15 protein-coding genes and 3 tRNA genes are annotated in these 13,487 nt (G+C 72.5%); 5 read left to right on the forward strand and 13 right to left on the reverse strand.

Features of this window, described 5'->3' with window-relative positions; translation table 11 throughout:
• Positions 1-251: 251 nt before the first annotated feature.
• Positions 252-437 (forward strand): 50S ribosomal protein L28, encoded by a 186-nt coding sequence (gene rpmB / locus ACLWS4_RS31645; RefSeq protein WP_014138233.1) that lies wholly within the window; start codon positions 252-254, stop codon positions 435-437.
• A 182-nt stretch (positions 438-619) separates the two neighbouring features.
• On the opposite strand, the gene thiD is transcribed toward rpmB, so the two are convergent.
• The 3 genes from thiD to ACLWS4_RS31660 all read right to left on the reverse strand — a co-directional run bounded on the left by thiD (position 620) and on the right by ACLWS4_RS31660 (position 3,591).
• Complete coding sequence (thiD, locus tag ACLWS4_RS31650) at positions 620-1,417, reverse strand: bifunctional hydroxymethylpyrimidine kinase/phosphomethylpyrimidine kinase (protein ID WP_049656332.1); 798 nt, start codon at positions 1,415-1,417, stop codon at positions 620-622.
• A 23-nt stretch (positions 1,418-1,440) separates the two neighbouring features.
• Entirely contained in the window at positions 1,441-2,466 is a 1,026-nt protein-coding gene (locus ACLWS4_RS31655) for an ATP-dependent 6-phosphofructokinase (protein WP_049656329.1), read from the reverse strand.
• Between the two features lie 159 nt (positions 2,467-2,625).
• The gene (locus ACLWS4_RS31660) at positions 2,626-3,591 is read right to left on the reverse strand and encodes a thiamine-phosphate kinase (RefSeq protein WP_049656327.1); all 966 of its coding nucleotides are present in this window, start codon (positions 3,589-3,591) and stop codon (positions 2,626-2,628) included.
• 207 nt (positions 3,592-3,798) lie between these two features.
• Here ACLWS4_RS31660 and ACLWS4_RS31665 point away from each other — a divergent pair, with 207 nt between their 5' ends.
• Entirely contained in the window at positions 3,799-4,032 is a 234-nt protein-coding gene (locus tag ACLWS4_RS31665; RefSeq protein ID WP_049656326.1) for an Lrp/AsnC family transcriptional regulator, read from the forward strand.
• Positions 4,033-4,131: 99 nt separating this feature from the next.
• On the forward strand, positions 4,132-4,650 hold the full coding sequence (locus ACLWS4_RS31670) for a DUF3515 family protein (RefSeq protein WP_416875927.1): 519 nt from the start codon (positions 4,132-4,134) through the stop codon (positions 4,648-4,650).
• A 66-nt stretch (positions 4,651-4,716) separates the two neighbouring features.
• Here the strand turns inward: ACLWS4_RS31670 and ACLWS4_RS31675 are convergent, their stop codons facing one another.
• From ACLWS4_RS31675 to ACLWS4_RS31685, 3 genes are all read right to left on the reverse strand, one after another.
• Positions 4,717-5,862: a D-alanine--D-alanine ligase family protein gene (locus ACLWS4_RS31675; protein ID WP_375877281.1), complete on the reverse strand. Its 1,146-nt coding sequence runs from the start codon at positions 5,860-5,862 to the stop codon at positions 4,717-4,719.
• Between the two features lie 89 nt (positions 5,863-5,951).
• Entirely contained in the window at positions 5,952-6,953 is a 1,002-nt protein-coding gene (locus ACLWS4_RS31680; protein WP_074001509.1) for an NAD(P)H-dependent glycerol-3-phosphate dehydrogenase, read from the reverse strand.
• Positions 6,950-7,780: a lysophospholipid acyltransferase family protein gene (locus ACLWS4_RS31685; RefSeq protein WP_049656319.1), complete on the reverse strand. Its 831-nt coding sequence runs from the start codon at positions 7,778-7,780 to the stop codon at positions 6,950-6,952. The genes ACLWS4_RS31680 and ACLWS4_RS31685 overlap by 4 nt, the downstream gene beginning before the upstream one ends.
• A 219-nt stretch (positions 7,781-7,999) precedes the next feature.
• Here ACLWS4_RS31685 and cofC point away from each other — a divergent pair, with 219 nt between their 5' ends.
• Positions 8,000-8,692 (forward strand): 2-phospho-L-lactate guanylyltransferase, encoded by a 693-nt coding sequence (gene cofC / locus ACLWS4_RS31690; RefSeq protein ID WP_079271901.1) that lies wholly within the window; start codon positions 8,000-8,002, stop codon positions 8,690-8,692.
• Positions 8,693-8,777: 85 nt separating this feature from the next.
• The gene (locus ACLWS4_RS31695) at positions 8,778-8,999 is read left to right on the forward strand and encodes a hypothetical protein (protein WP_030257846.1); all 222 of its coding nucleotides are present in this window, start codon (positions 8,778-8,780) and stop codon (positions 8,997-8,999) included.
• 236 nt (positions 9,000-9,235) lie between these two features.
• Here ACLWS4_RS31695 and ACLWS4_RS31700 read toward each other — a convergent pair whose 3' ends face one another.
• The 7 genes from ACLWS4_RS31700 to ACLWS4_RS31730 form a co-directional block, all read right to left on the reverse strand.
• Entirely contained in the window at positions 9,236-9,997 is a 762-nt protein-coding gene (locus tag ACLWS4_RS31700) for an HU family DNA-binding protein (protein ID WP_049659168.1), read from the reverse strand.
• A 133-nt stretch (positions 9,998-10,130) separates the two neighbouring features.
• A complete protein-coding gene (locus tag ACLWS4_RS31705; protein WP_369808362.1) occupies positions 10,131-10,478 on the reverse strand; it encodes a hypothetical protein in 348 nt (115 codons plus the stop codon).
• 182 nt (positions 10,479-10,660) lie between these two features.
• The gene (gene leuD, locus ACLWS4_RS31710; RefSeq protein WP_049659169.1) at positions 10,661-11,257 is read right to left on the reverse strand and encodes a 3-isopropylmalate dehydratase small subunit; all 597 of its coding nucleotides are present in this window, start codon (positions 11,255-11,257) and stop codon (positions 10,661-10,663) included.
• Positions 11,258-11,260: 3 nt separating this feature from the next.
• The gene (leuC, locus tag ACLWS4_RS31715; protein WP_049659170.1) at positions 11,261-12,685 is read right to left on the reverse strand and encodes a 3-isopropylmalate dehydratase large subunit; all 1,425 of its coding nucleotides are present in this window, start codon (positions 12,683-12,685) and stop codon (positions 11,261-11,263) included.
• Positions 12,686-13,105: 420 nt separating this feature from the next.
• A tRNA-Gln gene (locus tag ACLWS4_RS31720) sits at positions 13,106-13,180 on the reverse strand.
• A gap of 49 nt (positions 13,181-13,229) precedes the next feature.
• Positions 13,230-13,302 (reverse strand) — tRNA-Glu (locus tag ACLWS4_RS31725).
• Between the two features lie 26 nt (positions 13,303-13,328).
• Positions 13,329-13,401 (reverse strand) — tRNA-Glu (locus ACLWS4_RS31730).
• Between the last annotated feature and the right edge of the window lie 86 nt (positions 13,402-13,487).

A 13,487-nucleotide genomic window follows, 5' to 3' on the forward strand; every position in this document is an offset into this window, starting at 1 on the left:
GGGCCGGGCGGCGGCAAGGGGTGATACCGGCAGGTTATCGGGGGGCGGGGAGGGCCGTCCGGTCCGGCGGGCAGGAGCGATCACTCGGCCGGTCATGGTAGTTTCGTGGGACGGAAGCAAGCGTTGTATGCTCTTCCGGTTGCCTGGAACCGTCCAGGCTCACCCCCTTGTCCGGTCTGGTTCACGCGAGTGTTCTGGTGGCTGAGCGGGGTTTTCGAAAGTATCTGATCTGAAGTCTTGGAGTGACTCCTGTGGCTGCCAACTGCGACGTCTGCGGCAAGGGGCCGGGCTTCGGCAACAGCATCTCCCACTCTCACCGCCGTACCCCCCGTCGTTGGAACCCCAACATTCAGACGGTGCGCGCTGTGATTGGGCGGACGCCGAAGCGGCTCAACGTCTGCACCTCGTGCATCAAGGCCGGTAAGGTCTCGCGCTGACGCGCAGACCGGCATGCCGGTCCTCCAGTGAGCCGGTTCATCCTCGGATGGGCCGGCTCCACTGTTTCCGTGGCCGGTTGCGCCGATTTCCGGACGTGACCGTGGTGGGCGGGCTCCTCTGAGGAGTCCGCCCACCGCTGTTTTCCGGACGTTCCGGATGTTCCGGACGTTCCGGGCCTCCGCTAGCGCCAGCGCCAGGCGTGGTCGACCGGGCCGATGCCGGCGCCCAGGGCGAAGCCCCCGGCGATCGCGCCGGTGATGTACTCCTTGGCCGAGGCCACCGCCAGCGGCAGCGGCTCGCCCTTGGCCAGGCCGGCCGCGATCGCGCTGGCCAGGGTGCAGCCGGTGCCGTGGGTGTGGCGGTTGTCGTAGCGCGGTGCCCGGAACCAGTGCACCTCGTCCGGTCCGCCGTACAGCAGGTCGGCGGCCTCGCCCGGCAGGTGGCCCCCCTTGACCAGCGCCCAGCGCGGCCCGAGGTCGACCAGCGCCTTGGCGGCGTCCAGCATCTGCGACTCGTCCTCGACGGCCAGCCCGGTGAGCTGGGTCACCTCGTGCAGGTTGGGGGTGGCCAGGGTGGCGACCGGCAGCAGCTTCTCGCGGACGGTGGCGACGGCCTCGGCGACCAGCAGCGCGTCCCCGTGCTTGGAGACCCCGACCGGGTCGACCACCACCGGGGCGTCCACCCCGGCCAGCAGTTCGGCGACGGTCTCGACGAGTTCGACCGAGGCGAGCATCCCGGTCTTCACGGCCTGCACCCCGATGTCGTCCACCACGCTGCGGAACTGCGCCCGGACGGCCTCGGCGGGCAGTTCCCAGTAGCCCTGGACGCCGAGCGAGTTCTGCGCGGTGACGGCGGTGATCACGCTCATGCCGTGGACGCCGAGGGCGAGCATCGCCTTGAGGTCGGCCTGGATGCCGGCGCCGCCGCCGGAGTCGGAGCCGGCGACGGTGAGCACGCGGGGGGGAGCAGTCGAAGCCATGGCCCCAACCTACCCGCGCCGTTTCACAGCACCGCTTCGGACTCCGCCCAGCGGTCCTCCGGCACCGTCTTCAGCCGGGTCACCGCGTCGCCGATCGGCAGCAGTTCGATGCCGGTCCGGCGCAGCGCGGTGAAGTGCCCGAACGCCCCCTGGTGGACGGCCTCCACCGCGTGCCAGCCGAACCGGGTGGCGAGCACCCGGTCCCGGGCGGTCGGGGTGCCGCCGCGCTGGACGTGGCCGAGGATGACCGGGCGGGCCTCCTTGCCGAGCAGGTCCTCCAGCTCGTGGGCGAGCCGGTTACCGATCCCGCCGAAGGTCCGGTGGCCGTACTGGTCGACCTCGCCGTGGTCGAAGCGCATGGTGCCGGGCACCGGGGAGGCGCCCTCGGCGACGGCGATGATGGCGAACTTCTTGCCGCGCGCGAAGCGGTCCTCGATTATCCGGGCCACCGCCTCGATGTCGAAGGGCTTCTCCGGGATCAGGATGCCGTGCGCGCCGCCCGCCATGCCCGCGGTGAGGGTGATCCAGCCGGTGTGCCGTCCCATCAACTCGACCACCATGACGCGCTGGTGGGACTCGGCGGTGGTCTTCAGCCGGTCGATCGCCTCGGTCGCGACGTGCACGGCGGTGTCGAAGCCGAAGGTCACGTCGGTGGCGTCGATGTCGTTGTCGATGGTCTTCGGCACCCCGACCACGGGCAGTCCGGCGTCGCTGAACAGCTTGGCGGCGGTCAGCGTCCCCTCGCCGCCGATCGCGATCAGCGCGTCGATGCCGATCTCCCGGGCGAGCGTCCTGGCGTTCTCCACCGCCCAGGCGATCCGGTCCCGCCGCACCCGGGCCGAGCCCAGGATGGTGCCGCCGAGGGTGAGCAGGCCGGTGACGTCGTCGTGCGTGACCGTCCGGGTGCGGCCCTCGATCAGTCCGAGGAAGCCGTCCAGGATGCCGACGATCTCGTCCCCGTGGACGTCGGTACCCCGGTGCACCACCGAGCGGATCACCGCGTTGAGGCCGGGGCAGTCGCCGCCGCTGGTCAGTACACCGATGCGCATCTGTGGTGTGCTCCCGCTCGCAGTGGTTCGGGCCGCCCGCGCCGGACGGGCGGGCCGGGGTGTCGCAAGCCTACGCACAACGCACCCGCGAAGCCCGTCCCCCGCGCACCGGAGCGTCACGCGCCGCCCGCCGTACAAGGATCGGCGCGCGGCCGCGCGCTACTCGGCGAAGTGGTCCCAGCCGCCGACCCGGTCCCAGGGCGCGCCGTCGACCGTCACCCGGCCGCTGCGGCTGCCCGTCGGGCGGCCGGTCACCTCGCCCACCACCCGCCAGCGGGCCGGGAGTTGGATCCCGCGCGGGAAGGTGGCGACGATCGCGTGGTCCTCGCCGCCGGAGAGCACCCAGACCAGCGGGTCCACCCCGACCGCCTGGCCGATGTCGGCCATCTGCGCCGGGACGTCGAAGTCGGCGGCCTTGAGGTCGATGTCCACCTCGCTGGCCCGGGCGACGTGGCCGAGGTCGGCGACCAGCCCGTCGCTCACGTCGACCATCGAGGTCGCGCCCAGATCGGCGGCCGCCGGGCCCGCGTGGTACGGCGGTTCGGGCCGGCGGTGCGCCTCGACGAAGGCGCGCGGGGAGCGGAAGCCGCGCTGGAGGACGGTCAGGCCGGCGGCCGACCAGCCGAGCCAGCCGGTCACCGCGACCACGTCGCCGACCTGCGCGCCGGAGCGCGTCACCGGCGCCCGCCCCTGGAGGTCGCCGAGCGCCGTGATGGCCAGCGTGACGGTGTCGCCGCGCACCACGTCGCCGCCGACCACCGTCGCCCCGGCCACCTGGCACTCGTCGCGCAGCCCGTCCATCAACTCGGTGGCCCAGGTGGTCGGCAGGTCCGCGGGGGCGACCAGGCCGAGCAGGATGGCGGTCGGCACCGCCCCCATCGCGGCCACGTCGGCGAGGTTCTGGGCGGCGGCCTTGCGGCCCACGTCGTAGGCGGTGGACCAGTCCCGGCGGAAGTGCCGGTTCTCGATCAGGACGTCCGTGGTCGCCACCACCCGGCCGTCCGGAGCCCGTACCACCGCGGCGTCGTCACCCGGGCCGAGGTCGACGGCATCGGTGAGCGGTACCCGGGCGGTCAGCTCCCTGATGAGGCCGAACTCGCCGAGCTCGCCCACGGTCCCCTGCATCTGCCGTCCTCTCGCGTTTCCATCCGATTCGGTCCCCGTCGCGCTCCCCCGCGCGCAGCGTACGCCCTTCGGGAGCATCGAGGTCTCCCCTCCCCGGCCCGCAGCGCGGTAGCGTGGTGATCAGACTGCCGGTGAGCCCACCCACCCACACACCTGACCGGGCGATCACGGCGGCTATCCCCCCTAACCGGCCGCCGGGAGGTCCCCGTGGTACAGGCATACATCCTGATCCAGACCGAGGTTGGCAAGGCCACCGCCGTGGCCCGGACCATCGCCGGGGTCCCCGGCGTCCTGAGCGCCGAGGACGTCACCGGCCCCTACGACGTGATCGTCAAGGCCGAGGCCGAGACGGTGGACGAGCTGGGCCGCATGGTGGTGGCCCAGGTCCAGAAGGTCGACGGCATCACCCGCACGCTCACCTGTCCCGTGGTGCACCTGTAGGCCGGTGCACCCGTGAGCCGGTGTGCCCGTGAGCCGGTGTGCCCGTGAGCCGGCGCACCGGCCCGTCCCGGCCGTCCGGGCCCCGGCTACCATCGGCGGGTGGCCAGAGAACTGCGCGTCCCCGAGGCGCTGACCGCCCTGCCGGCCCCGGTCCGCTGGCTGGCCCTGCCCGTCGCCCTGACCTGCGCCGTCGTCGCGCTGGTCGGCAGCTGGGGCCCGGCCGATCCGGCGGTCGAGGTCCCGCAGCCGACCGGCCGGGCGGCCGGGTACTGCCGGGCGCTCGCCGCCGCGCTGCCCGCCGACCTGCTCGGCCACGCCCGCCGGGACCCGTCGCCCGCCTCGCCGTACGTGGCCGGCTGGGGCGACTCGCCCCGGACGGTGCTGCGCTGCGGCATCGACCGGCCGGAGGAGCTGGACGGCGACCACGCCTCGGACTGGTCCCCGAGTATCGACGACGTCACCTGGTGGTCGCAGAAGCTCGCCGACGGCGGCTACCGCTTCGTGACGACCATGCGCGCCGCCTACGTCGAGGTGACCGTCCCGGCCGGGGCCGCGAAGAACCCCTTCGACCCGGCGGCCGCCCTGAGCGGCGCGGTCAAGGCCAACGTCCCGGGCTGAGCCGAACGGGTCCCCGACGCACCGAGGGCGGGCCGGGAAGCTCCCGGCCCGCCCTCCGCGCGTCCGCTAACGGAGTCCGGTCGAGCGCCGCAGCGCCGTCGCGAGCAGCCGGTCGATCAGCTCCGGGTACGAGACCCCGCTGGCCTCCCACATCTTCGGGAAGGCCGAGATCGGGGTGAAGCCGGGCATGGTGTTGATCTCGTTGATCATCCAGGTGCCGTCCTCCAGCAGGAAGAAGTCCACCCGGGCCAGGCCCTCGCAGCCGAGCGCCTCGAAGGCCTCGACCGCCTGGCGCTGGATCTCGGCGAGCTCCGCGGCGGTGAGGTCCGCCGGGATCTTCACGTCCGAGGAGTCGATGTACTTGGCCTCGAAGTCGTAGAAGTCGAAGCCCTCGCCGACCAGGATCTCGCCGGCCACGCTGGCCCGCGGGCCGTCCTCGAACTCCAGCACGCCGCACTCGATCTCGCGGCCGGTCACGCCCGCCTCGATGATCAGCTTGGGGTCGTGCCGGCGGGCCTCCTCGATCGCCGCGTCGAGGTCGGCCAGGTCCTTCACCTTGGTGATGCCGATGCTGGAGCCGGCCCGGCAGGGCTTCACGAACAGCGGCAGGCCCAGCTCGGCGGCCCGCTCGCGCACCGCCGCGCGGCCCGCCTCGGTCTCCCAGTCGCGCGGCCGCACGATGGTGTAGCGGCCGACGTCCAGACCGTGCGAGGCGAGGATCCGCTTGGCGAACTCCTTGTCCATGCCGGCCGCGCTGGCCAGCACGCCGTTGCCGACGTACGGGACGCCGGAGAGCTCCAGCAGGCCCTGGAGCGTGCCGTCCTCGCCCCACGGGCCGTGCAGCAGCGGGAAGACCACGTCGACCTCGCCGAGGGCCTTGGGGGCGCTGCCCGGCTCGGTCAGGACCACCTCGCGGTCGCCCGGGGCGACCGGCAGCGCGACCTGGCCGTCGACGCCCTCGGCGACGTGCGCCACGTCCGGCAGCTTCCCGTCGGTGATGGCCATCCGGGCCGGCTCGTCGCTGGTCAGCGCCCAGCGGCCCTCGTGCGTGATGCCGATCGGCAGCACGTCGTACTTGTCGCGGTCGATCGCCCTGAGCACACTGCCCGCGGTGGAGACCGAGATCGCGTGCTCGGAGCTGCGCCCGCCGAAGACCAGCGCGACGCGCGGCTTCCGGTCGGACCGGTTCGGGGAGGACTGTTCGATGCTCATATCGGGTTTGAGACTACCGTGCGAGGCCCTTCCGGGAAGTCAGCGGCGCCGCACCCTCGGCGCCGCCGCTCCGGTCAGCGCCGCTCGGCTCAGCGCCGCTCCGGCTTGGCCGAACGCGACATCAGCGCCTGCAGCGCCTCCTGGGTCGGCCGCCCGTTGTGCACCACGTCCACCACGGCCTCGACGATCGGCATGTCGACCCCGTTGCGCCGGGCCAGGTCCAGCACCGACTCGCAGGACTTGACGCCCTCGGCGGTCTGCCGGGTGGCCGCGCGGGCCTCCTCCAGCGTCATGCCCCGGCCCAGGTTCATGCCGAAGGTGTTGTTGCGGGACAGCGGCGAGGAGCAGGTGGCCACCAGGTCGCCCATCCCGGCGAGCCCCGCGAAGGTGTGCGGGTCCGCGCCCAGCACCTCGCCGAGCCGGGTGGTCTCGGCCAGCCCGCGGGTGATCAGCGTCGCCTTGGTGTTGTCGCCCAGCCCCATGCCGGCCGCCATGCCGACCGCCAGGCCGATCACGTTCTTGACCGCGCCGCCGAGTTCGCAGCCCACCACGTCGGTGTTGGTGTACGGCCGGAAGTACGGCGTGTGGCAGGCCGCCTGGAGCCGCTTGGCGACCGCCTCGTCGGAGCAGGCGACCACGCTGGCCGCGGGCTGCCGGTTGGCGATCTCCTTGGCCAGGTTGGGCCCGCTGACCACCGCGACGCGCTCCTGACCGACCCCGGTGACCTCGTCGATCACCTCGCTCATCCGCTTGGCGGTGCCGAGTTCGATGCCCTTCATCAGGCTCACCAGCACGGTCTGCGGCTCGATCAGCGGCGTCCAGGCGGCCAGGTTGTCGCGCAGCGTCTGCGAGGGCACCACGAGCACCGCGAAGTCGGCGCCGGCCAGCGCCTCGGCGGCGTCGGTGGTGGCCCGGACGGTGTCGGGCAGCCGGACGCCCGGCAGGTAGTCCGGGTTCTCGTGGGTGGAGTTGACGGCGTCCACCAGCTCCTGGCGGCGGGCCCAGAGCACGACCTCGCAGCCCGCGTCGGCGAGCACCATCGCGAACGCGGTGCCCCAGGAGCCGGTTCCCATCACGGCGCAACGGGTCACTTGCCGGCCTCCTCGGTGCCCTTGCCCGGCTCGCCCTTGGCGCGCCGGCGCTCGGCCAGCGCTGCCGCGGCGCGCTCCCGGGCGGCCTTGCGCATGTCGTAGCGCTCGGCCGGCGGCTCCTCGCCCCGGACTTCGGCCAGCACGGCGGTGATCGCCGTCATGATGTCCTCGGTCGCGTCGGCGAGCACCTGGGCGGTGAGCTCCTGCCCCTGGTACCGGCTCAGGTCCACCGGCGGCCCGGCCGCGACGGTGACCCGGTGCCGCGGGAACAGGTTGAACCGGCCCTTCCCGAAACCGGGCCGGCCGTACGGCGGGATGATCTCGTGGGCGCCCCAGTGCGCGACCGGGATGACCGGCGCACCGGTCATCAGCGCGACCCGGGCGACCCCGCTCTTGCCGGTCATCGGCCACAGGTCGGGGTCCCGGGTGAGCGTTCCCTCCGGGTAGAACTGCACGCACTGGCCGCCGTTGACCGCGTCGATCGCGGCCCGGAACGCCTGCGCGGCGTCGGTGGACTCGCGGAACACCGGGATCTGGCCGGTCTTGCGCAGCATGAACCCGATGAAGGGGACGGAGAACAGCGAGGACTTGCCGAGAATGCGCGGCGGACGCCCGCTGTTGTACTGCCAGTGCGCGTAGATCACCGGGTCGATGATCGAGTTGTGGTTCACCGCGGCGATGAAGCCGCCGTTCCTCGGAACGTGCTCCCAGCCCCGCCAGTCGGGCTTCACCAGGGCGGTCGTCACCGGCTTCACCAGCACGGCCGCGAAGCGGTACCAGATGCCGTAGTCGGCGTTGCCGAACTTGGCGTACGAGCGGCGGGCCACCCCAGCTCCTTCTCATCCGATGCGGCACGGATTACCGCGGTCATGGTGTCCCGGTGCCGCGCACCGCTTCCGCCGGTGCCCGGGCCACGGGCGCGGAACAGTGTCGCCCGCCCGCTCACCGGCTGTCGAGCAACCGCGCCAACCCGCCCGGCGGGCGTGATCAAACGCACGTCCGCACAGCTCGAACGGCCTGGCGAGGGCTCCGGGACCGGCGCCAGAATGACGCCGGTGACCCAGGACACCGTACGCCCCAGTGAGCCCGTCGCGCCCCCCGCACCCACGGCCGGCTGGTCGCTGGTGCTCCCGCTCAAGCCGCTCGCCCTGGCGAAGAGCAGACTGGCCCCGTACGCCGGGCCGCACCGGGCCGACCTGGCGCTGTCCTTCGCCCTGGACACCGTCGCCGCCGCCCTGGCCACCCCGGACGTCGACCGGGTCCTGGTGGTCACCCGCGACGCCGAGGCCGGCGCCCGGCTGGCCGCGCTCGGCGCCCTGGTGGTCGCCGACGAGCCCGGCGGCGGCCTCAACCGGGCCCTGGCGCACGGCGCCGCGGCCGCCCTGGCCCTGGCCCCGCGGGCCCCGCTGGCGGCGCTCTCGGCGGACCTCCCCGCGCTGCGCCCGGCCGAACTGACCCGGGTGCTGGGCGCGGTGCCGCCGGACGGCCGGGCCTTCCTGCCGGACTCCCCCGGCCTCGGCACCACCCTGCTCGCCTGCGCGCCCGGGCGACCGCTCTCCCCCGCCTTCGGGGACGGCTCACGGGCCCGGCACGCGGCCGGCGGAGCGCTCGAACTGCGCCTGCCGGACGTGGAGTCGGTGCGCCGGGACGTGGACACCGGGACGGACCTCGGCGAGGCCGCGGCGCTCGGCCTCGGCCCGCACACCAGCGCGCTGTTCGCCCGCCTGAGCCTGCGCTGAGCCCGCCCCGGCCCCTCCGGAGCCCGCCCGGCCCGGCGCCGACCTGCTCCCCGGCCCGGGCGGGGCCGCTCGCTATGCTGCACGCATGCAGGCCACCGCGTTCACCTTCGACCCCGCCACCCGGGCCGGCTCCGTGCTGCTCGACGACGGGACCCCGGTGCCGTTCGACGCGGCCGCCTTCGACGCCGGCGGCCTGCGGCTGCTGCGCCCCGGACAGCGGGTGCGGATCCGCACCGAGGGCACCGGCGAGGCCCGCCGGGTGGTCTTCGTGACGCTCCAGACCTTCCCCGACCCCGCCGAGGGCTGACGGCCCCGTCGGGCTCCACCCGCGCCGCCGGAACCTTCGGGCCCGACCGGCCCCGCCGGGGACCGGCCCGCACCCCGCCACCCCGCTCGGAACCGCCCCCTGCCGACGCACGCCGCGGATTCCTGACTAAGCGCCCGGAAATCGAAAGAGCCGCGGCGACCGGTCTCCGCGAATTCACGGGAGGGGGGGTGCCGCGGCTCTGGGCCGAAGGCCGTCCGAAGACGGTCGCGCGGGACTTACTTGGCAGAGGTCTTGCGCGCGGTGGTCTTGCGGGTGGCGGTCTTCTTCGCCGGCGCCGTCTTCTTGGCGGTGGCGGCCGCCTTCTTGGCGGTGGCCGTGGTCTTCTTGGCGGCGGCCGTGGTGGTCGCCTTCTTCGCGGCGGCCGTCTTCTTGGTGGCGGCGGCCTTGGTCGCGGTCGCCGTCGCCTTCTTGGCGGCGGTGGTCTTCGCGGCCGTCGTCTTCGCGGCGGTGGTCTTCGCGGCGGACTTCTTGGCGGTCGCCGTGGTCTTCTTGGCGGCGGCCGTGGTGGTCGCCTTCTTGGCGGCGGCCGTGGTCGCCGTCTTCTTGGCGGCGGCCTTCTTGGCGGCCGGGGCGGCGGCAGCGGCGGCGGCGCGCTTGGTGGCGGCACGCTTGGCGGCCGGGGTGGCGGCCACGCCGCTCTTGCCCGGGGTGAGGGAGCCCTTGGGGGCCTTCTTCACCGAGGGGCCTTCCTTCGGCAGCTTCTTGCTGCCGCTGACCAGGTCCTTGAAGCCCTGGCCCGGACGGAAGCGCGGGACCGAGGTCTTCTTGACCTTGACGCGCTCGCCGGTCTGCGGGTTGCGGGCGAAGCGCGCGGAGCGCTCCACCTTCTCGAAGGTGCCGAACCCGGTCACCGAGACCCGGTCACCGGCCACAACGGCACGGACCATGGTGTCGAGCACTGCGTCGACGGCCTCTGCGGCAGCCTTGCGACCGCCCAGCTGCTCGGCCACCGCTTCGACAAGCTGAGCCTTGTTCACGTCTTCCCCTTCGGAAACGGGCGCCGGATGATTCCATCCGTTCTTTTCGCACGTTAGGTATGTATCTGCGGACTTTCAATTACCAAACGCGCGAATCACCCTAGTGTCGCAATGGATTTGCGCGTCGGCGACCTCAGTCGAGCGGCGGGGGCCCCTCGTCGAGGTCATGTACAAAGCGACTCAACCGCCTTGCCGCCTCCGGAAGATCGCGCTTGGCGGTCTCGGTGACGATGAGGAGTTGACGGGTGAGAGCGGTCTTTGCATCGGCAGACACGTTCAGCGCATGCACGCGGGCGTGAGCTTGCTTCAACCGCTCGGCCACAAGCGCGTAGAGCGCTACGACTTCCTGGTCGTCCGGCCCCTCAGCTGGTGCGGAGGTGACGTCCGGCCGGTCGTCAATTCGGCGTTCGGATGGCCGGCCCATGGAGTCCTCAGTCGCGGGTTCGCCGCCCGCGTACGGAGGTTCATGGTGCCGGTGCATGTACTGATTGTGCCATCTACCCGCAGTTGTACTTGCGCGGGCCCCTCTTCCGCAAAGCCAAATGGGCAATCCGGGGCGGACCCCGGCGCTAACTCGTGCTCCGGAACGACGGATGGCCCGGCCCCCCCGAGGGGGGCACGGGCCACGCGGTGGATCGTCAGAATGCTTGTTCTGAGGGGAACTCAGGCGACCGGCAGAGTACGGGGCTTGAAGGCCGGACGGGTCTCCTCGAAGGCCGCGATGTCGGCCTCGTTCCGCAGCGTGATGCTGATGTCGTCCAGCCCGTTGAGCAGCCGCCACCGGACGTTGTCGTCCAGTTCGAAGGCCGCCGTGACGCCTTCGGCCCGTACTTCGCGCGCCTCCAGGTCGACGGTGATCTCGGCCGAAGGGTCACTCTCCGTGAGCGCCCAGAGCCGCTCCACGGTCTCCTGCGGCAGGACGACCGTCAGCAGGCCGTTCTTCAGGGAGTTGCCCCGGAAGATGTCGGCGAAGCGCGAGGAGATGACCGCGTGGAAGCCGTAGTTCTGGAGCGCCCAGACGGCGTGCTCCCGGGAGGAGCCGGTGCCGAACTCGGGGCCGGCCACCAGGACCGTGGCGCCCTGCCGCTCGGGCCGGTTGAGGATGAACGACTCGTCCTTGCGCCAGGCTTCGAACAGGCCGCCCTCGAAACCGGATCGGGTGACCTTCTTGAGCCAGTGGGCGGGGATGATCTGGTCGGTGTCCACGTTGCTGCGGCGCAGCGGGACGGCCCGGCCGGTGTGGGTGGTGAACTTCTCCATGGCTCAGGCCTCCACGGGAGCGACGTCGGCGGTCAGGTCGGAGGGGGACGCGAGGCGGCCCAGCACGGCGGTCGCGGCGGCGACCTGCGGGGAGACCAGGTGGGTGCGGCCGCCCTTGCCCTGCCGGCCCTCGAAGTTGCGGTTCGAGGTGGAGGCGCAGCGCTCCCCCGGGGCGAGCTGGTCGGGGTTCATGCCCAGGCACATCGAGCAGCCCGCGTGGCGCCACTCGGCGCCGGCCGCGGTGAACACCTTGTCCAGCCCCTCCTCGACGGCCTGGAGCGCGACCCGGACGGACCCGGGGACGACCAGCATCCGTACGCCGTCGGCGATCCGGCGGCCCTCCACGACGGCCGCGGCGGCCCGCAGGTCCTCGATCCGGCCGTTGGTGCAGGAGCCGACGAAGACCGCGTCGACCTTGACCTCGCGCAGCGGGGTGCCGGCCTCCAGGCCCATGTACGTCAGGGCGTTCTCGGCGGCCAGGCGCTCCTGCGGGTCGGCGAAGGAGGCCGGGTCCGGCACGTTCGAGCCCAGCGGGGCGCCCTGGCCCGGGTTGGTGCCCCAGGTGACGAAGGGGGTCAGCTCGCTCGCGTCGATGAAGATCTCGTGGTCGAAGACCGCGTCCTCGTCGGTGCCCAGGGTCCGCCAGTACGCGACGGCGGCGTCCCAGTCCTCGCCCTGCGGGGCGTGCGGGCGGCCCTGGAGGTACGCGAAGGTCGTGTCGTCCGGGGCGATCATGCCGGCCCGGGCGCCGGCCTCGATCGACATGTTGCAGACGGTCATCCGGGCCTCCATGGAGAGGCTCCGGATCGCCGAACCGCGGTACTCCAGGACGTAGCCCTGGCCGCCGCCGGTGCCGATCTTCGCGATGACGGCCAGGATCAGGTCCTTGGCGGTGACGCCCTCGGGCAGGTCGCCCTCGACGGTGACCGCCATGGTCCGGAACGGCGCCAGCGGCAGGGTCTGGGTGGCCAGCACGTGCTCGACCTGGCTGGTGCCGATGCCGAACGCCAGCGCGCCGAAGGCGCCGTGGGTCGAGGTGTGGGAGTCGCCGCAGACCACGGTCATGCCGGGCTGGGTCAGGCCGAGCTGCGGGCCGACGACGTGCACGACGCCCTGTTCGACGTCGCCGAGCGAGTGGATCCGGACGCCGAACTCGGCGGCGTTCCTGCGCAGCGTCTCCAGCTGCACCTTGGAGACCGGGTCGGCGATCGGCTTGTCGATGTCGAGGGTGGGGGTGTTGTGGTCCTCGGTGGCGATCGTCAGATCGGTGCGGCGGACCGTACGGCCGGCCAGCCGCAGCCCGTCGAAGGCCTGCGGGCTGGTGACCTCGTGGAGCAGGTGGAGGTCGATGAAGAGGAGGTCGGGTTCGCCCTCCGCGCGCCGCACGACGTGGTCGTCCCAGACCTTCTCTGCGAGTGTCCGTCCCATCGGATTCCCTCCAGCCGGCCGCGTTGCCGGCCTTCTCGTGTCGTCGAGGTCAAAGCGTGTGCGCCGCCCTGAGACTCCCGGGCCGCTCCCGTCCAGAGTGGCGCTTTTCGCCGGAGATTGAACTTGTGTCTCGCGGAGTGAGATCGCGGTCTTAGCGCATGGACAGCGCGCGGCGACCCGTCCACCCCCGTCCGCCCCCGGCCGGCCGGGCCCCGCGAAGGCTCGGCGGAGGCTCGGCGGAGGCTCGGCGGAGGCTCCGCGAGGGCTGCCCGGAGGAGCCTGCGGAGACCCCCGGGAAGGGTCGCGCGGAGGCCTCACAGAACGCCGAAAGGGCCCCACCCGGTCACGGGTGGGGCCCTTTCGGAAAGCCTTCGACGCACAACGAAAAAGACCCCGGACAACCGGGGCCTTTCCAATTTCTGGCTGGGGTACCAGGACTCGAACCTAGACTAAATGAACCAGAATCACTCGTGCTGCCAATTACACCATACCCCAACACAAAGCAAGGGCCGATGGGCGAGCCCACCGGCTTCCTGCTCTGAAGTACCCCCGACCGGATTCGAACCGGCGCTACTGCCGTGAGAGGGCAGCGTGCTAGGCCGCTACACAACGGGGGCTTCCTGGCGATCCCTTGCGGGATCCGTACCCCCGACCGGATTCGAACCGGCGCTACTGCCGTGAGAGGGCAGCGTGCTAGGCCGCTACACAACGGGGGCTTTCCAGGTGATCCCTTGCGGGATCCGTACCCCCGACCGGATTCGAACCGGCGCTACTGCCGTGAGAGGGCAGCGTGCTAGGCCGC

Source organism: Kitasatospora sp. SC0581 (assembly GCF_048159585.1).
Classification (GTDB): Bacteria; Actinomycetota; Actinomycetes; order Streptomycetales; family Streptomycetaceae; genus Kitasatospora.

Coding starts and splice junctions, on each gene's coding strand:
- thiD (WP_049656332.1), bottom strand. CDS start 1,417: ATGGCTTCGACTGCTCCCCCCCGCGTGCTCACCGTCGCCGGCTCCGAC.
- ACLWS4_RS31695 (WP_030257846.1), top strand. CDS start 8,778: ATGCAGGCCACCGCGTTCACCTTCGACCCCGCCACCCGGGCCGGCTCC.
- ACLWS4_RS31705 (WP_369808362.1), bottom strand. CDS start 10,478: ATGCACCGGCACCATGAACCTCCGTACGCGGGCGGCGAACCCGCGACT.
- leuD (WP_049659169.1), bottom strand. CDS start 11,257: ATGGAGAAGTTCACCACCCACACCGGCCGGGCCGTCCCGCTGCGCCGC.
- cofC (WP_079271901.1), top strand. CDS start 8,000: ATGACGCCGGTGACCCAGGACACCGTACGCCCCAGTGAGCCCGTCGCG.
- ACLWS4_RS31660 (WP_049656327.1), bottom strand. CDS start 3,591: ATGCAGGGGACCGTGGGCGAGCTCGGCGAGTTCGGCCTCATCAGGGAG.
- ACLWS4_RS31655 (WP_049656329.1), bottom strand. CDS start 2,466: ATGCGCATCGGTGTACTGACCAGCGGCGGCGACTGCCCCGGCCTCAAC.
- ACLWS4_RS31675 (WP_375877281.1), bottom strand. CDS start 5,862: ATGAGCATCGAACAGTCCTCCCCGAACCGGTCCGACCGGAAGCCGCGC.
- leuC (WP_049659170.1), bottom strand. CDS start 12,685: ATGGGACGGACACTCGCAGAGAAGGTCTGGGACGACCACGTCGTGCGG.